This is a genomic window from Streptomyces sp. MS19 (genome assembly GCF_047200595.1).
In the GTDB taxonomy this organism is placed as follows: Bacteria; Actinomycetota; Actinomycetes; order Streptomycetales; family Streptomycetaceae; genus Streptomyces.
Map to the genome: position 1 here is coordinate 152,744 of NZ_JBJZOH010000009.1, position 17,487 is coordinate 170,230.

Annotated in this window: 18 protein-coding genes and 1 tRNA gene; 9 read left to right on the forward strand and 10 right to left on the reverse strand. The window is 70.9% G+C overall.

Translation table 11 applies throughout. The features are described 5' to 3' along the window. The first annotated feature begins 85 nt into the window (after positions 1 to 85). The 4 genes from ACL02R_RS12500 to ACL02R_RS12515 all read left to right on the forward strand — a co-directional run bounded on the left by ACL02R_RS12500 (position 86) and on the right by ACL02R_RS12515 (position 2,747). Positions 86 to 157: transfer RNA gene (locus ACL02R_RS12500), tRNA-Cys, on the forward strand. 302 nt (positions 158 to 459) lie between these two features. After that, positions 460 to 918 (forward strand): DUF4276 family protein, encoded by a 459-nt coding sequence (locus ACL02R_RS12505; protein WP_412796929.1) that lies wholly within the window; start codon positions 460 to 462, stop codon positions 916 to 918. A gap of 264 nt (positions 919 to 1,182) precedes the next feature. Further along, positions 1,183 to 1,977, forward strand: coding sequence for a GntR family transcriptional regulator (locus ACL02R_RS12510; RefSeq protein WP_412796995.1), 795 nt, complete (start codon positions 1,183 to 1,185; stop codon positions 1,975 to 1,977). Continuing rightward, positions 1,974 to 2,747: a glycosyltransferase family 2 protein gene (locus ACL02R_RS12515; protein ID WP_412796930.1), complete on the forward strand. Its 774-nt coding sequence runs from the start codon at positions 1,974 to 1,976 to the stop codon at positions 2,745 to 2,747. Before ACL02R_RS12510 ends, ACL02R_RS12515 begins: the two co-directional genes overlap by 4 nt. A 13-nt stretch (positions 2,748 to 2,760) precedes the next feature. Here the strand turns inward: ACL02R_RS12515 and ACL02R_RS12520 are convergent, their stop codons facing one another. The 4 genes from ACL02R_RS12520 to ACL02R_RS12535 all read right to left on the reverse strand — a co-directional run bounded on the left by ACL02R_RS12520 (position 2,761) and on the right by ACL02R_RS12535 (position 5,986). Further along, positions 2,761 to 3,177 carry a hypothetical protein gene (locus ACL02R_RS12520; protein ID WP_412796931.1) on the reverse strand — a complete coding sequence of 139 codons (417 nt, stop codon included), beginning with the start codon at positions 3,175 to 3,177 and terminating at the stop codon, positions 2,761 to 2,763. Positions 3,178 to 3,278: 101 nt separating this feature from the next. Then, complete coding sequence (locus tag ACL02R_RS12525) at positions 3,279 to 4,868, reverse strand: alpha/beta hydrolase (protein WP_412796932.1); 1,590 nt, start codon at positions 4,866 to 4,868, stop codon at positions 3,279 to 3,281. Beyond that, positions 4,868 to 5,251, reverse strand: a complete 384-nt coding sequence (locus ACL02R_RS12530) for a hypothetical protein (RefSeq protein WP_412796933.1) — start codon at positions 5,249 to 5,251, stop codon at positions 4,868 to 4,870. Before ACL02R_RS12530 ends, ACL02R_RS12525 begins: the two co-directional genes overlap by 1 nt. Positions 5,252 to 5,332: 81 nt before the next feature. Continuing rightward, on the reverse strand, positions 5,333 to 5,986 hold the full coding sequence (locus ACL02R_RS12535; protein ID WP_412796934.1) for a winged helix-turn-helix transcriptional regulator: 654 nt from the start codon (positions 5,984 to 5,986) through the stop codon (positions 5,333 to 5,335). Positions 5,987 to 6,070: 84 nt separating this feature from the next. Between ACL02R_RS12535 and ACL02R_RS12540 the strand changes: the two genes are divergently transcribed. From ACL02R_RS12540 to ACL02R_RS12560, 5 genes are all read left to right on the forward strand, one after another. After that, a complete protein-coding gene (locus ACL02R_RS12540; RefSeq protein ID WP_412796935.1) occupies positions 6,071 to 7,285 on the forward strand; it encodes a pyridoxal phosphate-dependent aminotransferase in 1,215 nt (404 codons plus the stop codon). Between the two features lie 95 nt (positions 7,286 to 7,380). Beyond that, on the forward strand, positions 7,381 to 8,757 hold the full coding sequence (locus tag ACL02R_RS12545; RefSeq protein ID WP_412796936.1) for an extracellular solute-binding protein: 1,377 nt from the start codon (positions 7,381 to 7,383) through the stop codon (positions 8,755 to 8,757). After that, a complete protein-coding gene (locus tag ACL02R_RS12550; RefSeq protein WP_412796937.1) occupies positions 8,747 to 9,631 on the forward strand; it encodes a carbohydrate ABC transporter permease in 885 nt (294 codons plus the stop codon). Before ACL02R_RS12545 ends, ACL02R_RS12550 begins: the two co-directional genes overlap by 11 nt. Beyond that, positions 9,628 to 10,449 (forward strand): carbohydrate ABC transporter permease, encoded by an 822-nt coding sequence (locus tag ACL02R_RS12555; protein ID WP_362964677.1) that lies wholly within the window; start codon positions 9,628 to 9,630, stop codon positions 10,447 to 10,449. Before ACL02R_RS12550 ends, ACL02R_RS12555 begins: the two co-directional genes overlap by 4 nt. After that, positions 10,449 to 11,525, forward strand: coding sequence for an ABC transporter ATP-binding protein (locus ACL02R_RS12560; protein ID WP_412796938.1), 1,077 nt, complete (start codon positions 10,449 to 10,451; stop codon positions 11,523 to 11,525). The genes ACL02R_RS12555 and ACL02R_RS12560 overlap by 1 nt, the downstream gene beginning before the upstream one ends. Here the strand turns inward: ACL02R_RS12560 and nhaA are convergent. From nhaA to ACL02R_RS12590, 6 genes are all read right to left on the reverse strand, one after another. Next, entirely contained in the window at positions 11,510 to 12,781 is a 1,272-nt protein-coding gene (nhaA, locus tag ACL02R_RS12565) for a Na+/H+ antiporter NhaA (protein ID WP_412796939.1), read from the reverse strand. The genes ACL02R_RS12560 and nhaA overlap by 16 nt on opposite strands. A gap of 139 nt (positions 12,782 to 12,920) precedes the next feature. After that, the gene (locus tag ACL02R_RS12570; RefSeq protein WP_412796940.1) at positions 12,921 to 13,649 is read right to left on the reverse strand and encodes a potassium channel family protein; all 729 of its coding nucleotides are present in this window, start codon (positions 13,647 to 13,649) and stop codon (positions 12,921 to 12,923) included. A 9-nt stretch (positions 13,650 to 13,658) separates the two neighbouring features. Beyond that, on the reverse strand, positions 13,659 to 14,990 hold the full coding sequence (locus tag ACL02R_RS12575) for a TrkH family potassium uptake protein (RefSeq protein WP_412796941.1): 1,332 nt from the start codon (positions 14,988 to 14,990) through the stop codon (positions 13,659 to 13,661). 148 nt (positions 14,991 to 15,138) lie between these two features. Next, a complete protein-coding gene (locus ACL02R_RS12580) occupies positions 15,139 to 15,276 on the reverse strand; it encodes a hypothetical protein (RefSeq protein WP_412796942.1) in 138 nt (45 codons plus the stop codon). A gap of 62 nt (positions 15,277 to 15,338) precedes the next feature. After that, a complete protein-coding gene (locus ACL02R_RS12585; protein ID WP_412796943.1) occupies positions 15,339 to 16,886 on the reverse strand; it encodes a hypothetical protein in 1,548 nt (515 codons plus the stop codon). Between the two features lie 97 nt (positions 16,887 to 16,983). After that, positions 16,984 to 17,280 carry a WXG100 family type VII secretion target gene (locus ACL02R_RS12590; protein ID WP_362964663.1) on the reverse strand — a complete coding sequence of 99 codons (297 nt, stop codon included), beginning with the start codon at positions 17,278 to 17,280 and terminating at the stop codon, positions 16,984 to 16,986. Positions 17,281 to 17,487 lie beyond the last annotated feature (207 nt).

The window sequence follows — 17,487 nt, forward strand, 5'->3', positions numbered from 1 at the left end:
CCATGCCAATCACATGAGCACCCCCCACCCCCCGTTGACGCACCCCCCACAACAGGCGAGAGTCATCACGACGCACCCCGCACACGGCCGTGTGCCCGAGTGGTTCAGGGGCTCGCCTGCAAAGCGAGTTACACGAGTTCGATTCTCGTCACGGCCTCTTCTCCCGCCGCTGCTCGACCGCAGGTCGCAGCGGCATGGGGTGGTTCGGGGGCCAACGGGGACGAAGGCCGCCGAGGTGCCGAAGGCGGCAGGTGTCGCACCGCATGCTCCGACCGGGTTCTCGGGACTTTCACCGAGCCGGTGCCAGACTGGTCGCATGCAGGACAACTACTTCTCACTGACCCGTGTGCGGCTACGGCACTACAGGAGCATCGCTGCGGCCGACGTGGAGTTGGGCCGGCTCCTGATCACTCGATCTGGATCGACGTAGCTCAACCTTTCCGGCTCGACTCCGGGAGGATGCGCAAACCCGATGAGCTGGCGAAGGCCGTGCGACTTCAGGAGGTTCGGGTCAAAGGCAGGCCAGGGGGAGTGCTGATCGTTCGAGACGGTGACGACAGCGATATTCAATGCCCCGTGGAATTGGCTCGTCTGATAGCGCCCCAGGCGGGCAATTTCTCGGTGCCCGTGGAGGTGGTGATCGCCTGTCGCGAGTATGAGGCTTGGTTTCTCGCGTCCGCGCACTCCCTGCGGAGTCATCCAGCAGTCCGGGACAACGCTGTCGCCCCAGCGAATCCGGAGGCGAAGCGCAACGCGAAGGCTCAGCTGGAATCGATGATGAACGAGTCGTACAAGGAGACGCTGCATCAAGCGAAGTTCTCCTCCATGATTGACTTGACCACGGCTTCAGAGAAGAGCCGCTCGTTCAGAAGGATGATCCATGCTGTGGAGAAGCTCATCGGATTGCCGGAGAGCTGAGCGGCGCGGAGCCGGTTGCCGGAGGGGCCCGTTGACGGCCGGCGGACGGGCAGAAGGGATGTCCGGCAGACCTGCGGAGCGAGTGCCCGAGGCGCGGCGGCGGGTCGTGTCTGATGGGGCGGCAGTTACGCTGGTCGCGCGGTAGCGCGCTCGGCGCCGTCCGTTCTCCCGGGTGCGCACATCCCGAGGGGACAGGAGCGGGTCGAGGGGCGGCATCGCGGACGAAGGCGCTTGGCCCTGTTCCTCGACGATGGCGAGCACGACATGCCCAAGGCGTACGAGGTCATCGCCGATGACCTGCGGCGGAAGATCGAGGACGGCCGGTGGCGGCCGGGCGATCGGCTGCCGTCGGAAGAGGAGCTGCGGCGCACCTACGGCAAGGGGGCGCCCACCGTCCGGCAGGCTCTGGCCGAACTCCAGACCGAAGGGCTGATCGACAAGCGGCACGGCAAGGGCACCTTCGTCCGCGTCCCCCGTCGCCCCGTCCTGCGGACCAACGAGCGGCACCAGTGGGAGAAGAACCGCGCGCGCCGGAGCGAGGAGGTGCGTGCCGGGACCGGTGTGACGGAGCGTGACACCGGCCTGACCGTCGACGATCTCGACTTCAGCGCCGACTACCACGAGATCGAGGCCGGCGAGGAACTCGCCGGGCAGTTCGACGTACCGGTCGGCACGGTCATCCTGGAGCGTGTGTACCGGACCCGGTACGCCGTCGAGCCGGCTCCGTTCAACCTGACCTCCTCCTACCTGGTGCGGGACACGGTGGCGGCCAATCCGAAGCTGCTCGACGCGGCCAACGAGCCGTGGCCCGGCGGCACCCACAACCAGCTGCGCACCGTGGGCATCGAGTTGGACCGGATCGTCGAGGAGGTCGTCGCGGCCCGTCCGCCCACGCCCCAGGAGGCGCGGGAACTCGGCATGTCCCCCGGCATGGCGGTCATCCACCTGCGCAAGAAGTGCGTCGACACCACGGGGCGGGTGGTGGAACTGTCGGACATCATCCTGCCAGGGGACCGTACCCGCCTGCGGTTCGTCACCCCACTGGAGCGTTGGTCATGACCTACAAGCCGCAGGTCGTGACGGTCGTGACCGCCGTCCACGCGCCCAGTGCACCCTTCCTCGTCGAGGCGTACGAGTCGTTGCGCGCGCAGGAGCTTCCCGCCGGGTGGGAATGGCAGTGGGTGATTCAGGAGGACGGCGCGACGGATCTCGTCACCCAGGCCGTGCCCGACGATCCCCGCATCAGCTTCGGCCAGGGCCGCCCCGGCGGACCCGGGGTCGCCCGGACGATGGGCCTGGCACGGGCCGAGGGCGCGTACCTCAAGGTTCTCGACTCCGACGACATACTCGCCCCCGGGGCGCTCGCCCGCGACCTGGCCGTCCTCACCGCGCGCCCGGACATCGGCTGGACCGCCTCCCGCGCGTTCGACCTGCTGCCGGACGGCACCACTCTGAGCTTCGACCAGGACCCGGACGAGGGCCCGATACGGCGCGGCACCGTGTTCCGGCACTGGCGGGCCGACGACCACCGCCCGCACATCATCCCCGGCTCGATGTGCGCGCGGACCGGACTGGTGCTCGCCCTGGGAGGGTGGATGGCGCTGCCGGCCTCGGAGGACACCGGTCTCCTGCTGGCCCTGAACACCGTCTGCGACGGGTGGTTCATCAGGGAGGCGGGGCTGTACTACCGCAAGTGGCCCGGCCAGGTGACCAGCCAGGCCGCGCACCGGGACACGGCGGAACGCACCGCCCGCGCCGCCGTCGCCGAGGCACGCGTCAGGGCGCTGGAAGCGCTGCCCGCCTGGCGCTTCCCCACCACGGACGGCTGACCGGGAGGACCCCTCACAACTGCTGCTGCTCGACTCCCGGCGGCAGTAGGCACGGGGTCTTGACGACGAACAGCAACTGGGACGCGCCGCTGTCCTGCACCGTGACGCCTTGATGATCCTGCGGATGCCAGGCGTCGAGCGCATTGGCGGGGTCCTCCGAGGGGTCGGACCGATAGCCCTGGATTTCCAGTCCTCGCTCCTCCAGGTCGGCACGGATCGCACGCACCGCTTCCGCCCGGCGTTCCGGTTCGATGTCCGCCCAGACGGAGTACCGGTGGGTGAAACGCCCATCGTCCGCCATCTCGTAGTTCTCCCCTACACAGTGAAAAAATCGCGCTCGCACTGTGCCGATGTCGATACGGGCCTGGGCCGTCCGCGCCATGGACTCAGTCCAATGGGCGGCCCACTCCTCGGCCTCTTCCTCGCTCATCCGGGGCAGCGGGTCGTTGATCCCGTCTCCACTCCCGCCGTCTCCACAGCTGGTCAACAGCCCTCCCACGAGTAAAGCGACGAGTACTCCGGCAAGCGGCTTCACGGCTCCCGCACCTCGTTCAACGGTCGGTCCCCGGCGATGATCCGGCCCATGTTCTCCAAGGACTGGCTTCCCCCTGTCCAGTAGCCGCTGTGTCCTGAGGTGTCCACCGGCATCGTCCGAGCCCCGAACGCGGGTTCCTGTGGGGCAGCTCCGAGCGTCAGCCCCGAAAGATGGTTCGACACCAGGTCATCCTCCGCAGCGCCCACCCACAGGTGGTCGGGTGACACATGAAGGTCGTCCGCGCGGTCCACCGTCAGGCCAGGGCTGCCGACGACGATGACATCATCCGCGCCGAGACCCCGACCACTGCCATCTGCCGCTCCCACGGTCGTGGACCCGTAACTGTGACCGATCACGGTGAGGTGGCCGCTCTCTTTCTCGTACGCCGCGCGTAGGCCAGCCGTGAGGTCGCGTAGATCCGCTGCCCCGTCCTCGGCACGCTCCCGGGTCAGGACACTGTCGGAAAGTTCTGGTGCGTCATATCCGAGCCATGAGATCACTGCCACCGAACCGCGCTCTTGATCCTCTGCGGCCGCTCGCATGGCCGACGATCTGTTGAGCAGCGACGGAAAGTTGTGCAGGTCGTTGCCTGTGCCCGGGACCATGACGGCTGTGTGGGCGGCGGTGTCGGGGTTGCCCTCGGCGACGATGGCCCGGCCGTCCTGGCCGGTGCCGAAGCCGAGCAGGTAGAGCCGTTCGGCCTCGGGCGCGTCCGCCCGTGCGTCCAGGGTGGACTGCAACCGGGTGAGGCCCGAGTGGATGATCTCGTCGTGAATTCCGAGAGATCTCTCGTTCAACCGGTATTCGTCCAGCTGAGCGGTCAGGGCAGCGCGGTTGGCCTGGTCGCGGATGTGGGCCGGCAGGCCGTCGAGTGCTCCGATTTCCAGGGGGTGTGCGGCGAGTAGCAGTTCGCGGTCCACCGCGTTGAGATGAGACCACCACGCGGCCGCGCGTTCCGCGGATTCACCGGTGGGAATGTCGGACTCGCCGAATCCGATGCCGATGTCACCGGTGATCCTTTCCCCCGCCTCTTCAACGCTCTGCGCGCCGTATTCCTTGTCCAGGGTGAACCAGTCGATCTCCCGCAGCGCACGCCATGCCTCGCCGCTCGCGTCGTGCGCCTCCTGGAGGGCCGCCGCGATGCGGTCCCGGAATGCCGCGACCTCCTCCGCGTCCCGCAGGGCCATGTCCTCGTCGGGCAGGTTCCGGTACGCGGGCGATGTCGCCCGGGGTTCGACCGTGCCGGAGGGAGTGACGCGATGCCCCGCCTCCTCCGCCTCCGCGACGGTGTTCCGCAAGCGCTCCTGTGCCGCCTGCATGCCGACGCGGGCGTGATGCATGACGCCCGCGATCAGCAGGACGTTCCGTTGCGCCGTGAGCAGCATGCTGCGGGTCACCCGCATGGCGTGGAGGCCGCTCCGCGCGGCTTCGCCCTCCCAGCCGGCCTCTTCGAGCGGCGCGGACACACGGGCCGTCGAGGTGTCGTGCGCCGTACGGCACGCCTCCCCCAGCCGGCGCCAGGACGTCACAGCCCTGCCGAGCGGGGAGAAGTCCTGGTTGAGGAGTTCGCGGAAGGACTCGGGCATCAGACGGTGCCCCATCCCCGGAACCGCTCCCGGATCTCCTCGTCCAGTGCGCTCGACCCGGTGGCCGCCATCCGAAGCCCGGCGGCGTGTTCGCGCAGCCTGTCGGCGAGGTCGGACAGCGCGGCCCCCCAGCCTTCGCCGCTCGGTGCAAGCTGTTCGCCGATCGACCAGGCGCGCAGCGCGGCGGCGGCTGCGGCGATGTCCTCCACCGCCCGGTTCAGCACCGGCCGTAATTCCTCTTCCACCTCGGCAGATGCCGACGCGGACGCGTATAACTCCCCGGGCGGGAAATTCACGTCCTGTACCGCCCCGAGCGCGCGTGGATGATCATTCGCCGCATTCGAGGCCGTCTGGATTTCCGCCCATTCCTCGTCCCACCCCACGCTTTGCCCCCTCAGTCAAAGACGTGGAAGGCAATATACGGCGCGGTGTCCGGCGTGTCAGCAGGGCAGAGGAACGGGCGATCACATGGCGGCGTGTTTGCGGAGTGATTCGGCCAGTGGGCCCTCGCCTGTCACCGTCAGGGCGCCCGAGGTGAGGGCTTCGGTGGGGGAGAGGGTGCCTTCTGACAGGGCGAGGCAGGTCGGTGTGGACAGGGTCAGTGTCGCGTCGGCTGCGGTGGGGGAGTGGTCGCGGCCGTAGAGGGGGGTGCCGGGTGGGAGGGTGCCGAGGCGCAGGTGGAACGTGCCGTCGGGGAGTGTGATGTCCAGCACGCCGGACTCGTCGCCCGCCAGGGGGGCGAGGCGGGCCAGCAGGGGCAGCGCGTACCAGTGGGCCCGCACCGCGTCGGTCGGGCGCGCGGTGCCGAGCGCGGGGCCGCCCCACACCGCGAGCGCGGTGAGGACGGGGAGCAACGCGGCGCCGCGTTCCGTCAGTTCGTACGCCGAGCCGGTCGCGGGCGGGGGGAGCTTGCGGCGGCTCAGCACGCCGTCCCGTTCCAGGTCGCGCAGCCGCGACGCCAGCATGTCCGTGCTGATGCCCGGCAGGTCCGTCCACAGGTCCGTGTACCGCAGCGGCCCGGCCAGCAGCTCCCGCACGATCAGCAGCGACCAGCGGTCACCGACCGTGTCGAGAGAACGGGCGAGCGCGCAGTACTGGTCATAGCTTCGGCGTGGCATGGGGCGAGTGTAGAGAGATGTGGTTGGACTTTCCAAGTCATCACTTGGTAGAACCAAGTAACGCACGCACTGGGAGGTCGCCGCATGGAGTTCCGGCAGTCGAGCAAACTCGCCGACGTCTGCTACGAGATCCGCGGACCGGTCATCGAACACGCCGACGCGCTGGAGGAGGCCGGGCACAGCGTGCTGCGCCTCAACACCGGCAACCCCGCGCTCTTCGGCTTCGAGGCGCCGGAGGAGATCCTCCAGGACATGATCAGGATGCTGCCCCAGGCGCACGGCTACACCGACTCGCGCGGCATCCTCCCCGCGCGCCGCGCCGTCGCGCAGCACTACCAGGAACGCGGCCTCACCGACGTCGGGGTGGACGACGTGTTCCTCGGCAACGGCGTCTCCGAGCTGGTCTCCATGGCCGTGCAGGCGCTGGTCGAGGACGGCGACGAAATCCTCATCCCCGCCCCGGACTTCCCCCTGTGGACCGCCGTCACGACCCTCGCGGGCGGCAAGGCGGTGCACTACGTGTGCGACGAGTCCGCCGACTGGTACCCCGACCTGGACGACATGGCGGCGAAGATCACCGACCGCACCCGCGCCGTCGTGATCATCAGCCCCAACAACCCGACGGGCGCGGTCTATCCGCGCGAGATCCTGGAGGGCATCCTCGACCTCGCCCGCCGCCACCACCTGATGGTGTTCTCCGACGAGATCTACGACAAGATCCTCTACGACGACGCCGAGCACCTCAGCCCCGCCGTCCTCGCCCCCGACGTGGTGTGCCTGACGTTCAGCGGCCTGTCGAAGGCGTACCGCGTCGCCGGGTTCCGCTCCGGCTGGGTCGTCGTCTCCGGGCCGCGCCGGCACGCCGCGAACTACCTGGAGGGGCTGACGATGCTGGCGTCCATGCGGCTGTGCGCCAACGCGCCCGCCCAGTACGCCATCCAGGCCGCGCTCGGCGGGCGGCAGAGCATAACGGACCTCGTCCTGCCGGGCGGCAGGCTGCACGAGCAGCGCGACGTCGCCTGGCGCACGCTGAACGACATCCCCGGCATCTCGTGCGTCAAGCCGCGCGGCGCGCTGTACGCGTTCCCCCGCATCGACCTGTCGGTGCACGGCATCCACGACGACGAGCGCTTCGTCCTCGACCTGCTGCTGCGCGAGAAGATCCAGGTCGTCCAGGGCACCGGCTTCAACTGGCCGCGCCCCGACCACTTCCGCATCCTCACGCTGCCGCGCGCCGACGACCTCGTGTCCGCGATCAGCCGCATCGGACGGTTCCTGAGCGGCTACCGGCAGTCGTGACGCCCCACTGATCCCGCCGCACACTTTTACGAACCCCCGCACCCCGGGTAACACATCAGCGTCTCAACTGCTGCGTCTCGACGAGGAGATGGCTGATGGGAAAGCTCACCTGGCGCGTCCGCGCGCTGGCCGGGACGGTGGTCCTCGGCTCGGCGCTCACCGCCTGCGGCGGCGGTTCAGGCGGGGACGGCGGTGGGGGCGCGCAGCTCACCATCTCCGCGAACGCGGTCGCCGGCGGCAAGAACACCGAGGAAGCCGAGTGGATCGAGGAGTGGGTGATCCCCGCCTTCGAGGAGGCGCAGGCCGCCCAGGGCGTCGAGGTGGACGTCTCCTTCGAGCCGAGCGGCGTGGACGACGAGCAGTACAAGACCCGGCTCGCGCTCGACCTCCAGGCGGGTTCCGGGCCCGACGTGATGACGCTGGACGGCATCTGGGTCGGCGAGTTCGCGCAGGCCGGGTACATCGAGCCGCTGCCCGCCGCGACCCAGGAGTGGGACGGCTGGGCGCAGATCCCCGAGGCCGTCCAGCAGTTGGCGACGTACGACGGCGAGCGGTACGGCATCCCCTGGGGCACGGACGGCCGCGTCCTCTTCTACAACAAGACGCTGTTCGAGGAGGCCGGGCTGCCCGCCGACTGGCAGCCCACCAGCTGGGACGACGTGCTCGCCGCCGCCGAGGCGCTGGGCGGACTCGGCCCGCTGGACGACATCGTGCCCCTCCAGCTCAACGCGGGCACGGCCATGGGCGAGGCCACCACCATGCAGGGCCTCCTGCCGCTGCTCGCCGGCACCGGCGAGGAGATCCACGACGGCGAGACGTGGACCGGCGCCGGCGACGGTCTCGTCCAGGCACTCGGGCTGTACGAGGACGTGTACGGCGGCGGGCTCGGCGATCCGGTGCTCCAGCAGGAGACGCAGGGCCGCGACCGGTCGTTCGCCCGGTTCGCCGAGGGCCGCGTCGGCATCCTCGTGGAGGGCGACTACTTCTGGCGCAGCGTGCTCAACCCGGACGGCGGCACCGCGCCGATGGCCGACCGCGACGAGGCCGTGGGCTGGGCGCGCATCCCCGCCGTGCGGCCGGGCGCCGGGGTCGGCGGGCAGGACTTCGTGAGCATGTCGGGCGGCAGCGTCCGCGTCGTGGACCCCGCCTCCGACAACGCGGAACTGGCGTACGAGCTGCTGGAGTTCATGAACTCCGCGGCGGCCATCACCGCCGCCGTCGGCGACAGCGCCCGCATCACGGCGCGCGACGACGTCAACGCCGAGGTCCTCGCGGGCGATCCGCTGCTCACCTACATCGCCGACGAGGTCCTGCCGATCACCACCTTCCGCCCGCCGCTCGCCGAGTACCCGCAGGTCTCGGTACTGCTCCAGGAGGCCACCGCCGCCGTCGCCGCCGGGGACAGCTCCCCGCGCGAGGCCGCCGACGCGTACGCCGAGGGGCTCGCGGAGGTCACCGGCCGTGGCGACTGACGCCGCCGGGCTCGGCCGCCGCAGGGCGGCGGTGTTCGTCGCCCCCGCCCTGCTGCTCGTCGCGGGATTCCTGGTCTTCCCCGCGCTGTGGACGGTCTACCTCGGCGCCACCGACTACCAGCTCACCGGACTCGCCGCCGCCGACCCGCAGTTCACCGGCCTCGACAACGTCCGGCGCGCCCTGGACGAGGACCAGTTCACGCACTCCCTGGGCCTCACGCTCCAGTTCGTCGTCGGTTCGGCCGTCATCGGCCAGGCGCTGCTCGGCTTCACCATCGCCTGGCTGCTGCGCGACCGCACGGGCCCGCTGCGCCGCATCGTCGAGGCCCTGGTCCTGCTGGCGTGGATCCTGCCCAGCTCCGTCGTGGCGTTCCTGTGGATCGCGCTGCTCGACCGCGACGGCGGCACGCTCAACACCCTGCTCGGCACGGGCAACACCGCCTGGCTCGTGGAGCACCCCATGGCGTCGATCATCGTCTTCAACATCTGGCGCGGCACCGCGTTCTCGATGATGCTGTACGCCGCCGCGCTCGGCACCGTCCCGCCGTCCCAGCTGGAGACCGCGCGCCTCGCGGGGGCCTCCGCCTGGCAGCAGCTGCGCGACGTCGTCCTGCCCCGCATCCGGGGGCACGTCCTGACGAACCTGCTGCTGATCAGCCTGTGGACGTTCAACGACTTCACGCCCTTCCTGCTCACCGGCGGCGGACCCGGCGACGAGACCGAGGTCATGCCCGTCTTCATCTACAAGACGGCGCTCTTCGGCGGCGAACTCGGCTACGGCGCCGCCCTGTCCGTCCTCATGCTGCTGATCAACCTCGTGATCGCCCTCGTCTACACCCGGCTGCTGCGCGCACGCGAGGAGGCCGCGTCATGAGCCCCCGCCAGGCCGTACGGACCATCCTGCGCTACACGTTCATCTGCCTGCTGATGGCCTTCTTCGCCCTCCCCCTGCTGTGGCTGGCCTTCGCGCCCTTCGACCGCGCACCGCAGATCGCCGTCTCCCTGCCGCAGTTCACCCTCGACAACTTCCGCGAGCTGCTCGACAACGAGAACGCGCTCCGCTCCCTGCGCAACTCCCTGCTGCTCGCGGCCGGTACGGGCGCGGTCGTCGTCACGCTCAGCGCCCTCGCCGCGTACGCCCTCAGCCGCGTCCGCCTCCCCGGGCGCGACGCGCTGCTCTACCTGCTGCTGCTCCTGTCGTCCATCGTCACCGGCACCGCCGCGATGGTCCCGCTGTTCAACCTCGCGTACGAGCTGGACCTCATCGACTCCCAGCTCGGCGTCATCCTCGTCCTGTCGGGCGGGCTGCTGCCCAGCGCGATCTTCATCCTCAAGGACTTCACCGACGCGACCCCACGCTCGTACGAGGAGTCGGCGCGCGTTTTCGGCGCGTCACCGCTCCAGATCGTCCGGCACATCGTCGTCCCCGTGATCCGCCCGGGGCTCGCCACGATCGGCGTGTGGTCCGTCGCCCAGGTCTGGGGGAACTTCCTGATCCCCTTCCTCCTGCTGCGCTCGCCGGAGAAGTCCCCGGCCGCCGTGGTGATGTACACGTTCTACACCGAGGGCGGCCAGCCCGACCTGGCGCTGATCTCGACGTTCTCGCTGCTGTACTCGCTGCCGGTGGTGCTGATGTTCCTGCTCGTCTCGTCCCGGTACGGATTCCGGTTCCACGGAGGGATCAAACGCTGATGGCCGCCATCGACCTGTCGGGACTGACCAAGGACTACCCCGGCGGCGTACGCGCCCTCGACGGCATCGACCTGACCGTCGGGGACGGCGAGTTCTTCGCGCTGCTCGGCCCGTCCGGCTGCGGCAAGACGACGCTGCTGCGCACCATCGCGGGACTTGAGGAGGCCACGGGCGGCGCCGTCCGCATCGGCGGCGCCGACGTGACGCGCACCCCGCCGGGCCGCCGCGACGTCGCCATGGTCTTCCAGGACTACGCCCTCTTCCCCCATATGACGGTGACCGACAACATCGCCTACCCCCTGCGCATCCGCAAGGTTCCCGCCGCGCAGCGCGCCGAGAAGGCGGACGAGACCGCGCGCGAGCTGGGCCTCGGCGACCATCTGGCGCGCCGCCCGGGGCAGTTGTCAGGCGGCCAGCAGCAACGCGTCGCCCTTGCCCGCGCGATGGCCTGCCACCCCAGCGCGTTCCTCTTCGACGAGCCGCTGTCCAACCTCGACGCGCGCATGCGCCTCGAAGCCCGCACGTTCCTCAAGCGCCTCCAGCGCGACCTGAACGTCACCACCGTCTTCGTCACCCACGACCAGGCCGAGGCACTCGCGCTCGCCGACCGCATCGCCGTGCTGGAGTCGGGCCGCATCCGCCAGACCGGCACCCCCGCCGAGATCTTCCGGCGGCCCGCCAACACGTTCGTCGCCTCCTTCATCGGCTCCACGCCGATGAACCTCCTGCCCGGCACCGTCGAACGCGGCGGCGGCCATGTGACGGTCGGCGGCGTGCCGCTCCCCGCCGGACCCGCGCGCGCCACGCTCACCGGCGGCGAGGAGGTGACGTACGGCATCCGCCCCGAGTACCTCACGTTCAGCGGCACGCCAGGACCGGGCGGCGGGGCGCTGCCCGGGACCGTCACCGTCGTGGAGAACATGGGCAGCACCCAGCTCGTCACCCTCGAAGGCCCCGCCGGGACGGTCCAGGTCGTCGTCCCCGAGGACACGCCCGCCGAGCCGGGCGGCGAGGGGTACGCCGTGCCCCGCTCGGACCGCGTGCTGCTCTACCGGGACGGTCAGCTGGTCGCCTGACCGTCGTCGAGCCGCTGGTACCGGCGGCCGCGCGCCGTCAGGATCAGCGCCGCGCCCAGCGCGGACACCACCGAGCCGAGGAGGACCCCCATCTTCACCTCGGCCTGGAGCACCCCGGCGTCCGCGAACGCCAGCTCGGTCACCAGCAGCGAGACGGTGAAGCCGACGCCCGCCAGCATCGCGCCGCCCAGGACGTCGAGCCAGCCGATGTCGGGGCTGAGGCGGGCGCCGGTGAACCGTTCCGTCAGCCAGGCGGCGCCGAACACGCCGACCGTCTTGCCCACGAACAGGCCGCACAGCACGCCAAGCGCCTCGGGCTGCCGCACCAGATCGGACAGCGTGCCGCCCGACACGTGCACCCCGGCCGCGAACAGCGCGAACACCGGCACCGCCAGGCCCGCCGACAGCGGGTGCAGCAGATGGCCGATGTGCTCGGCGGGCGCGTCCTTCTCGTAGGGCCCCGGCGTCGCGCGCAGCAGCAGCCCCATCGCCACACCGGCGATCGTCGCGTGCACACCGCTGTGGTACATCAGCGTCCAGATCGCCAGCGCCAGCGGCACGTACACGTACCAGCCGCGTACCCGGAGGCGGGCGTGCAGCAGCCAGAACAGCACCAGCCCCGCCACCGCGCCGCCCAGCGCCGCCATGTCGATCGACGACGAGAAGAAGAGGGCGATCACCGTGATGGCGATCAGGTCGTCCACGATGGCCAGCGTCAGCAGGAACGTGCGCAGCGCCGACGGCAGGTTCCGCCCGACGACCGCCAGCACCCCGAGGGCGAACGCGATGTCCGTCGCCATCGGCACGGCCCAGCCGTCCATCTGCCCGCCCCCCACGCCGGCGAACACCGTGTACACCACGGCGGGGACCACCATGCCGCCCACCGCCGCGACGATCGGCAGCACCGCCGCCGCCGGGCGCCGCAGCTCCCCGACGGTCAGCTCACGCTTCAGCTCTGTGCCCGCGACGAAGAAGAACACCGCGAGCAGCCCGTCCGACGCCCAGTGCCCCACCGACAGGTCGAGCCCGAGGAACGGCACGGCCAGGTGGTGGTCACGGACGTCCTCGTACACGTCGCCGAGCGGCGAGTTCACGAGGACAAGCGCCAGCGCCGCCGCGGCGAGCAGCAGCATGCCGCCGGTGGTCTCCAGGCGCAGGTACTCGGCGACGCTGCGCCGGTCGCGTTCACGGGCGGCGTCCGACCCGGGGTCGGGACGCAGGCGCAGGAAGACGGGCAGGGGACGGCGGCGCGGCATACGGCGGGGCCTCTCACGGGTCGGCACGGAACGCCACGCCGTCGCGCGTGACGCTGCCGACCAGACTTCCCGGCGCACCTTCGCCGTTTCAATCGAACAGATCTTGACGGCGCCTTTACAGCCTAACCCGTCGCCCACGTCAGTTCAGCTCCGTGAACGCCTCGACCGCCTGCGTGCGGCCCGTCACGATGATCACATCCCCCGGCTCCACGACGGTCTCCGCCGTCGCGTGCGTGAAGTCCTGCCCGGGACGCTTGATGCCGACGACCGTCACCCCGTGCTTCGTCCGCACCGCGCTCACCCCCAGCGGCACCCCCGTCGCCACGTCCGGCGCCACCGTCTTGACCAGCGCGAAGTCGTCGTCGAACTCGATGAAGTCCAGCATCCGCCCCGTCACGAGGTGCGCCACGCGCTCGCCCATCTCGTGCTCCGGCAGCACGACGTGGTGCGCCCCCAGGCGTTCGAGGATCTTCCCGTGCTGGCGGCTGATCGCCTTGGCCCAGATGTTCGGCACGCCCTCGTCCAGCAGGTTCGAGGTGACGAGGATGCTCGCCTCGATGTGCGTGCCGATCGCCACCACCGCGCTGGGGAACTCGTGCACCCCCAGCTGCCGCAGGACCTCCGCGTCCGTGCAGTCGGCCACCGCCACGTGCGTCAGCGCGTCGCTGTGCTGCTGCACCAGCCGCTCGTCCTGGTCCACGCCCAGGACCTCCCAGCCGCGCCGCATCAGCTCCTCGGCGAGCGAGCTGCCGAAGCGGCCGAGACCTATGACGGCGATCCGCTGGTCGTCGCCGTCCGACGCCGCCCGGTTCTGCTGCGCGAGGCGTTTGCCGCGTCGGCGGCGCATGGAATGCAGATAGTTGCTCATGGCGTGTGCCTACCCGATGATGGGCCGTTCCTCCGGCAGCTGGTAGCGGCGGGTGCGGTCGCGCAGGGCGAGGGCGGAGACGAGCGTGATCGGCCCGACACGGCCCACGAACATCAGCGCCACCATGACGAGCTGCGCCACCGGCGGCAGATCGTAGCTCACCCCGGTGGACAGCCCCGTCGTGCCGAACGCCGAGACCACCTCGAACAGGACGAACTCCATCCGCGCGTCCACCATCGTCAGCAGCGCGATCGTCGAGGCGATCACCAGGCCGACCCCGGCGAGCGCCACCGTCAGCGCCTGCCGCAGCACATGCGGCGCCAGCGTCCGCCGGAACACCCCGGACGTCGGCTCGCCCCGCACCTCCGCCAGCATCGCCGCCGCCAGCACCGCGAACGTCGTCACCTTGATCCCGCCCGCCGTGCTCGCCGCGCCGCCGCCGATGAACATCAGCACGCACGTCATCAGCAGCGTCGCCGGCTCCATCGCGGCGATGTCGGTCGCGTTGAACCCCGCGGTGCGCGCCATCGCGGAGTGGAAGAACGCGTTCAGCACCTTGTCCGCCACGCCGAGCGGGCCGAACGTCCCCGGGTTCGCCCACTCAAGGGCCAGCGTGAGGACCGTCCCGGCCGTCAGCAGCGTCCCGGAGACGACGAGCGTCAGCTTCAGGTGCAGCGACCAGCCGCGCCGCCGCCCGGTGGCGCGGCGGCGCGAGCGGTGCCGCAGCAGCTCGACGATCACGGGGAAGCCGATGCCGCCGACGACCACGGCCCCGGCGACCGGCAGCAGCACCCACGGGTCACCGGCGTACGGGGTGAGACTGTCGGCGCGCAGGCCGAAACCGGCGTTGTTGTACGCCATCACGGAGTGGAACGCGCCGTGGTGGACCGCCGTGCCCCACGCGTCGCCGTACCCGAGGCGGAAGCGGGCCGCCAGCAGCGCGGCCGTCACCAGCTCCACGACGACCGTGACCAGCGCCACCCGCAGCAGCACCGCCCGCAGGTCACCGATGCCGATCCGCGACTCGGCCTGCGCCTGGAGCGTCATGCGCAGCCGCAGCTTGCCCGCGATCAGCAGGGCCAGCAGGGACGCGAGCGTCATGATGCCGAGGCCGCCGATCTGCACCAGCGCGACGATCACACCCTCGCCGAACCCGCTCCAGTACCCGCCGGTGTCCACGACGGTGAGACCGTTGACACAGATCGCCGAGGTCGCGGTGAACAGGGCCGTGTCCAGCCCGGCCCGCCGCCCGTCGGCCGCCGCGAGCGGCAGTGACAGCAGCGCCGTGCCGAACAGGGCCGCCAGGCCGAAGGCGAGTGCGACCATGCGGGCGGGATGCATGTCGAACAGACTCCGCCGCCCCCGTACCACCGCTCCCCGCCCGTTCACCCGACCGACATGCCTGGCCGAGCACACTAATGCCCCGGACGGACGCACCTCACGGCGCGCCCGCACTCCGGACGGCACCGGCGGAGCGGGCCCGCGCCCGTCAGGCGGCCAGGATCACGCCGCGGACATGGACCGGTCCGCGGCCGGGCCGCTCCCAGGACACCAGCGGGAGGCCGGGGGCGACGGGGCGGCCGAGGACGACCCCGGCCAGGGCCTTCGTGACGGCGCCCGACGACACCCGCCGCCCGGTACGCCGGGGACACGCGCCCCCGCGCGGCGCCGCGTCCCGTGCGGCCCGCCTCATTGCAGGTCCGCGTCCGCGCCGGGTGGGGCGAAGTCGGCGTTGCGGCGGGCGGCCCACTCGAAGCCCGAGACGCCCTCGTACAGGCTCCAGAACTCGCCGTGCCGGTAGGGCGGCTTCTCCAGTTCGCCGAAGTGCTCGCGGTAGCTGTCGGAGAAGTACGTGCCGGGGATCGTGTGCTGCTTCCCGAGGACGTCGGCCAGGCTGAGGAGGTCCTTGCTGAACTGTTCGCCCGACGCCACGTTGGTGGTGCTCAGCAGGGTGCCGAAGTGCAGCGCCTCGTCCGACCCCTCGACGCCGGGGTGCTCCCGCGCCGGGCCGTACACGTGCCGCGCGATGGCCTCGGGCACCGCGTCGCGGCCGGTCGGGGTGGCGGGGTCGATCCCGCCGGCCGCCGGGTTCATCAGGAGCTGGATGCCGTCGGCCAGGGCCTCGGCGCCGGAGTAGTCGCGGTGGTAGTCGGCGTACTGGAGGTTGGGCTTCTGCTGGTCGAGCAGCAGTTCGTGGTCCTCGTAGAGGTAGCGGCCCAGCGTGCTCAGGTGTTCGGGCTCCAGCTGGTCGTAGAACGTGCGCAGGTAGTTGGACTCCCACATCGTCATCACGCGGGTCGGCGCGCCGTCCTCCCCCGGCAGGGGCGGGGCGGGCGGCAGGACGTCGTTCACGACCGCCGCCACGATCGCCGTCCAGCGCTCCAGCGCCTCGGCGTCCGGCCGCTCCCTCTCCAGTTCCTTCGCCACCTCGCGGCCCGCGAACTCGGCCATCTGCGGCGTGGTGAAGATGTCGAGCGGGCCCTCGGAGAGGTCCACGTACTTCTCGTCCAGCGCGTGGCCCAGCTCGGCGAGGGTACGGCGGTAGGACGTGATCTCGTCCTCGATGTCCTTGTCGTACGTCCGCGCCTCGTCCGCCGCCTTCTTCAGGTGGCGGTCCCTGATGTCGTCGCCGAGCGCGGCCGGGAGGACGTACGTCGCCTGCGTGCCGTCCAGTGTGGGGAAGACCATGTGGACGCGGCCCCCGTGGGCGATGGTCAGGGGTGGCGCGAGCATGCCGGGCACGGAGTTGTCGGTCAGCGGCACCGGGCGGCTCCCGGCGGGGGCCGCGGCGGCGAGCGCGGCGTTCCAGCCGTTCCACTCGTCCACGGCCTCGGCCGACAGGCGCGAGATCCGGTGGTCGAGGCCGTCGTCCTCGATGAGCGCGACGACCGTGTCGGCCGTGTCGATCGCGAGGTTCATCGCCCGCACGAGCATGTCGACGGCGCCGTACATGCCCTGGGGGTCCGCGTCCCTGACCGTCATGGCGACACGGCCGTCCGTGTCCACGAGGGAGGCGCCGTCGGCCGAGCCCGACGCGGCGGCGATCTCGGAGGCGCGCTGCCCCAGGTCGGTCACCTCGTCCGACTCCTGGGCGGCACGCCCGTAGGCGACGGCGCTGTCGGCGATCGCGGCGGGATCGACCTCGGTGGTGAACGCCTCCTGACGCCCCCACGGATCCTTCCCCGCCGCCTCCGCGACCTGTTCGCGGCTGAAACGGAAGTCGGGCACGTAGCACATGGCCCAAGTTCTACCGTGTCGCGGCCGGGAAGACCATACGGGACGGTACGGAACGCGCGGCGCGCACTCCCGTACCGTCCCGTCGCGACCGGCGCGGTCAGCCGAGCGAGCTCTCCAGCCCGGCGTCCGTGTCCTCCAGGGTGTCGGCGGCGGTCACGAGGAAGCCGCCCATGCCCTCAAGGCCTTCGAGGACCTTCTTGGCGCCCGTCGTGAACTCGCGGTACGACTCGTCGAAACGGCGCGAGGACTTGGACGTCACATAGCCGTCCGACACGAGGCCCTCGATGTACGACTGCAACTCGTCGAGCTTGCCGTCCAGCGTCTGCCACTCGGACTTGAGCCGCTGACCCGCGTCCCGCATCTCCTGATAAGTGACTTGCATGTCGCCAGCCATGGCGCATCCCCTCCTCTGCCGAAGCGGCGGACCTGAGCCCTCCGCTGAGTTGCCCGTTGCGACGCGGCCCCGGTGTCCCGGCAGGGGCCGGTCACATTCAGCCTACGTCCGGGACGACGGGCGGCGGTACCCCGCTGGGGCGGCCGCCGGGACGTCCCGTTCCCCCCGGGGGACGCGGGGAACGGCCGTGACGGTTCCCCGGCTTCG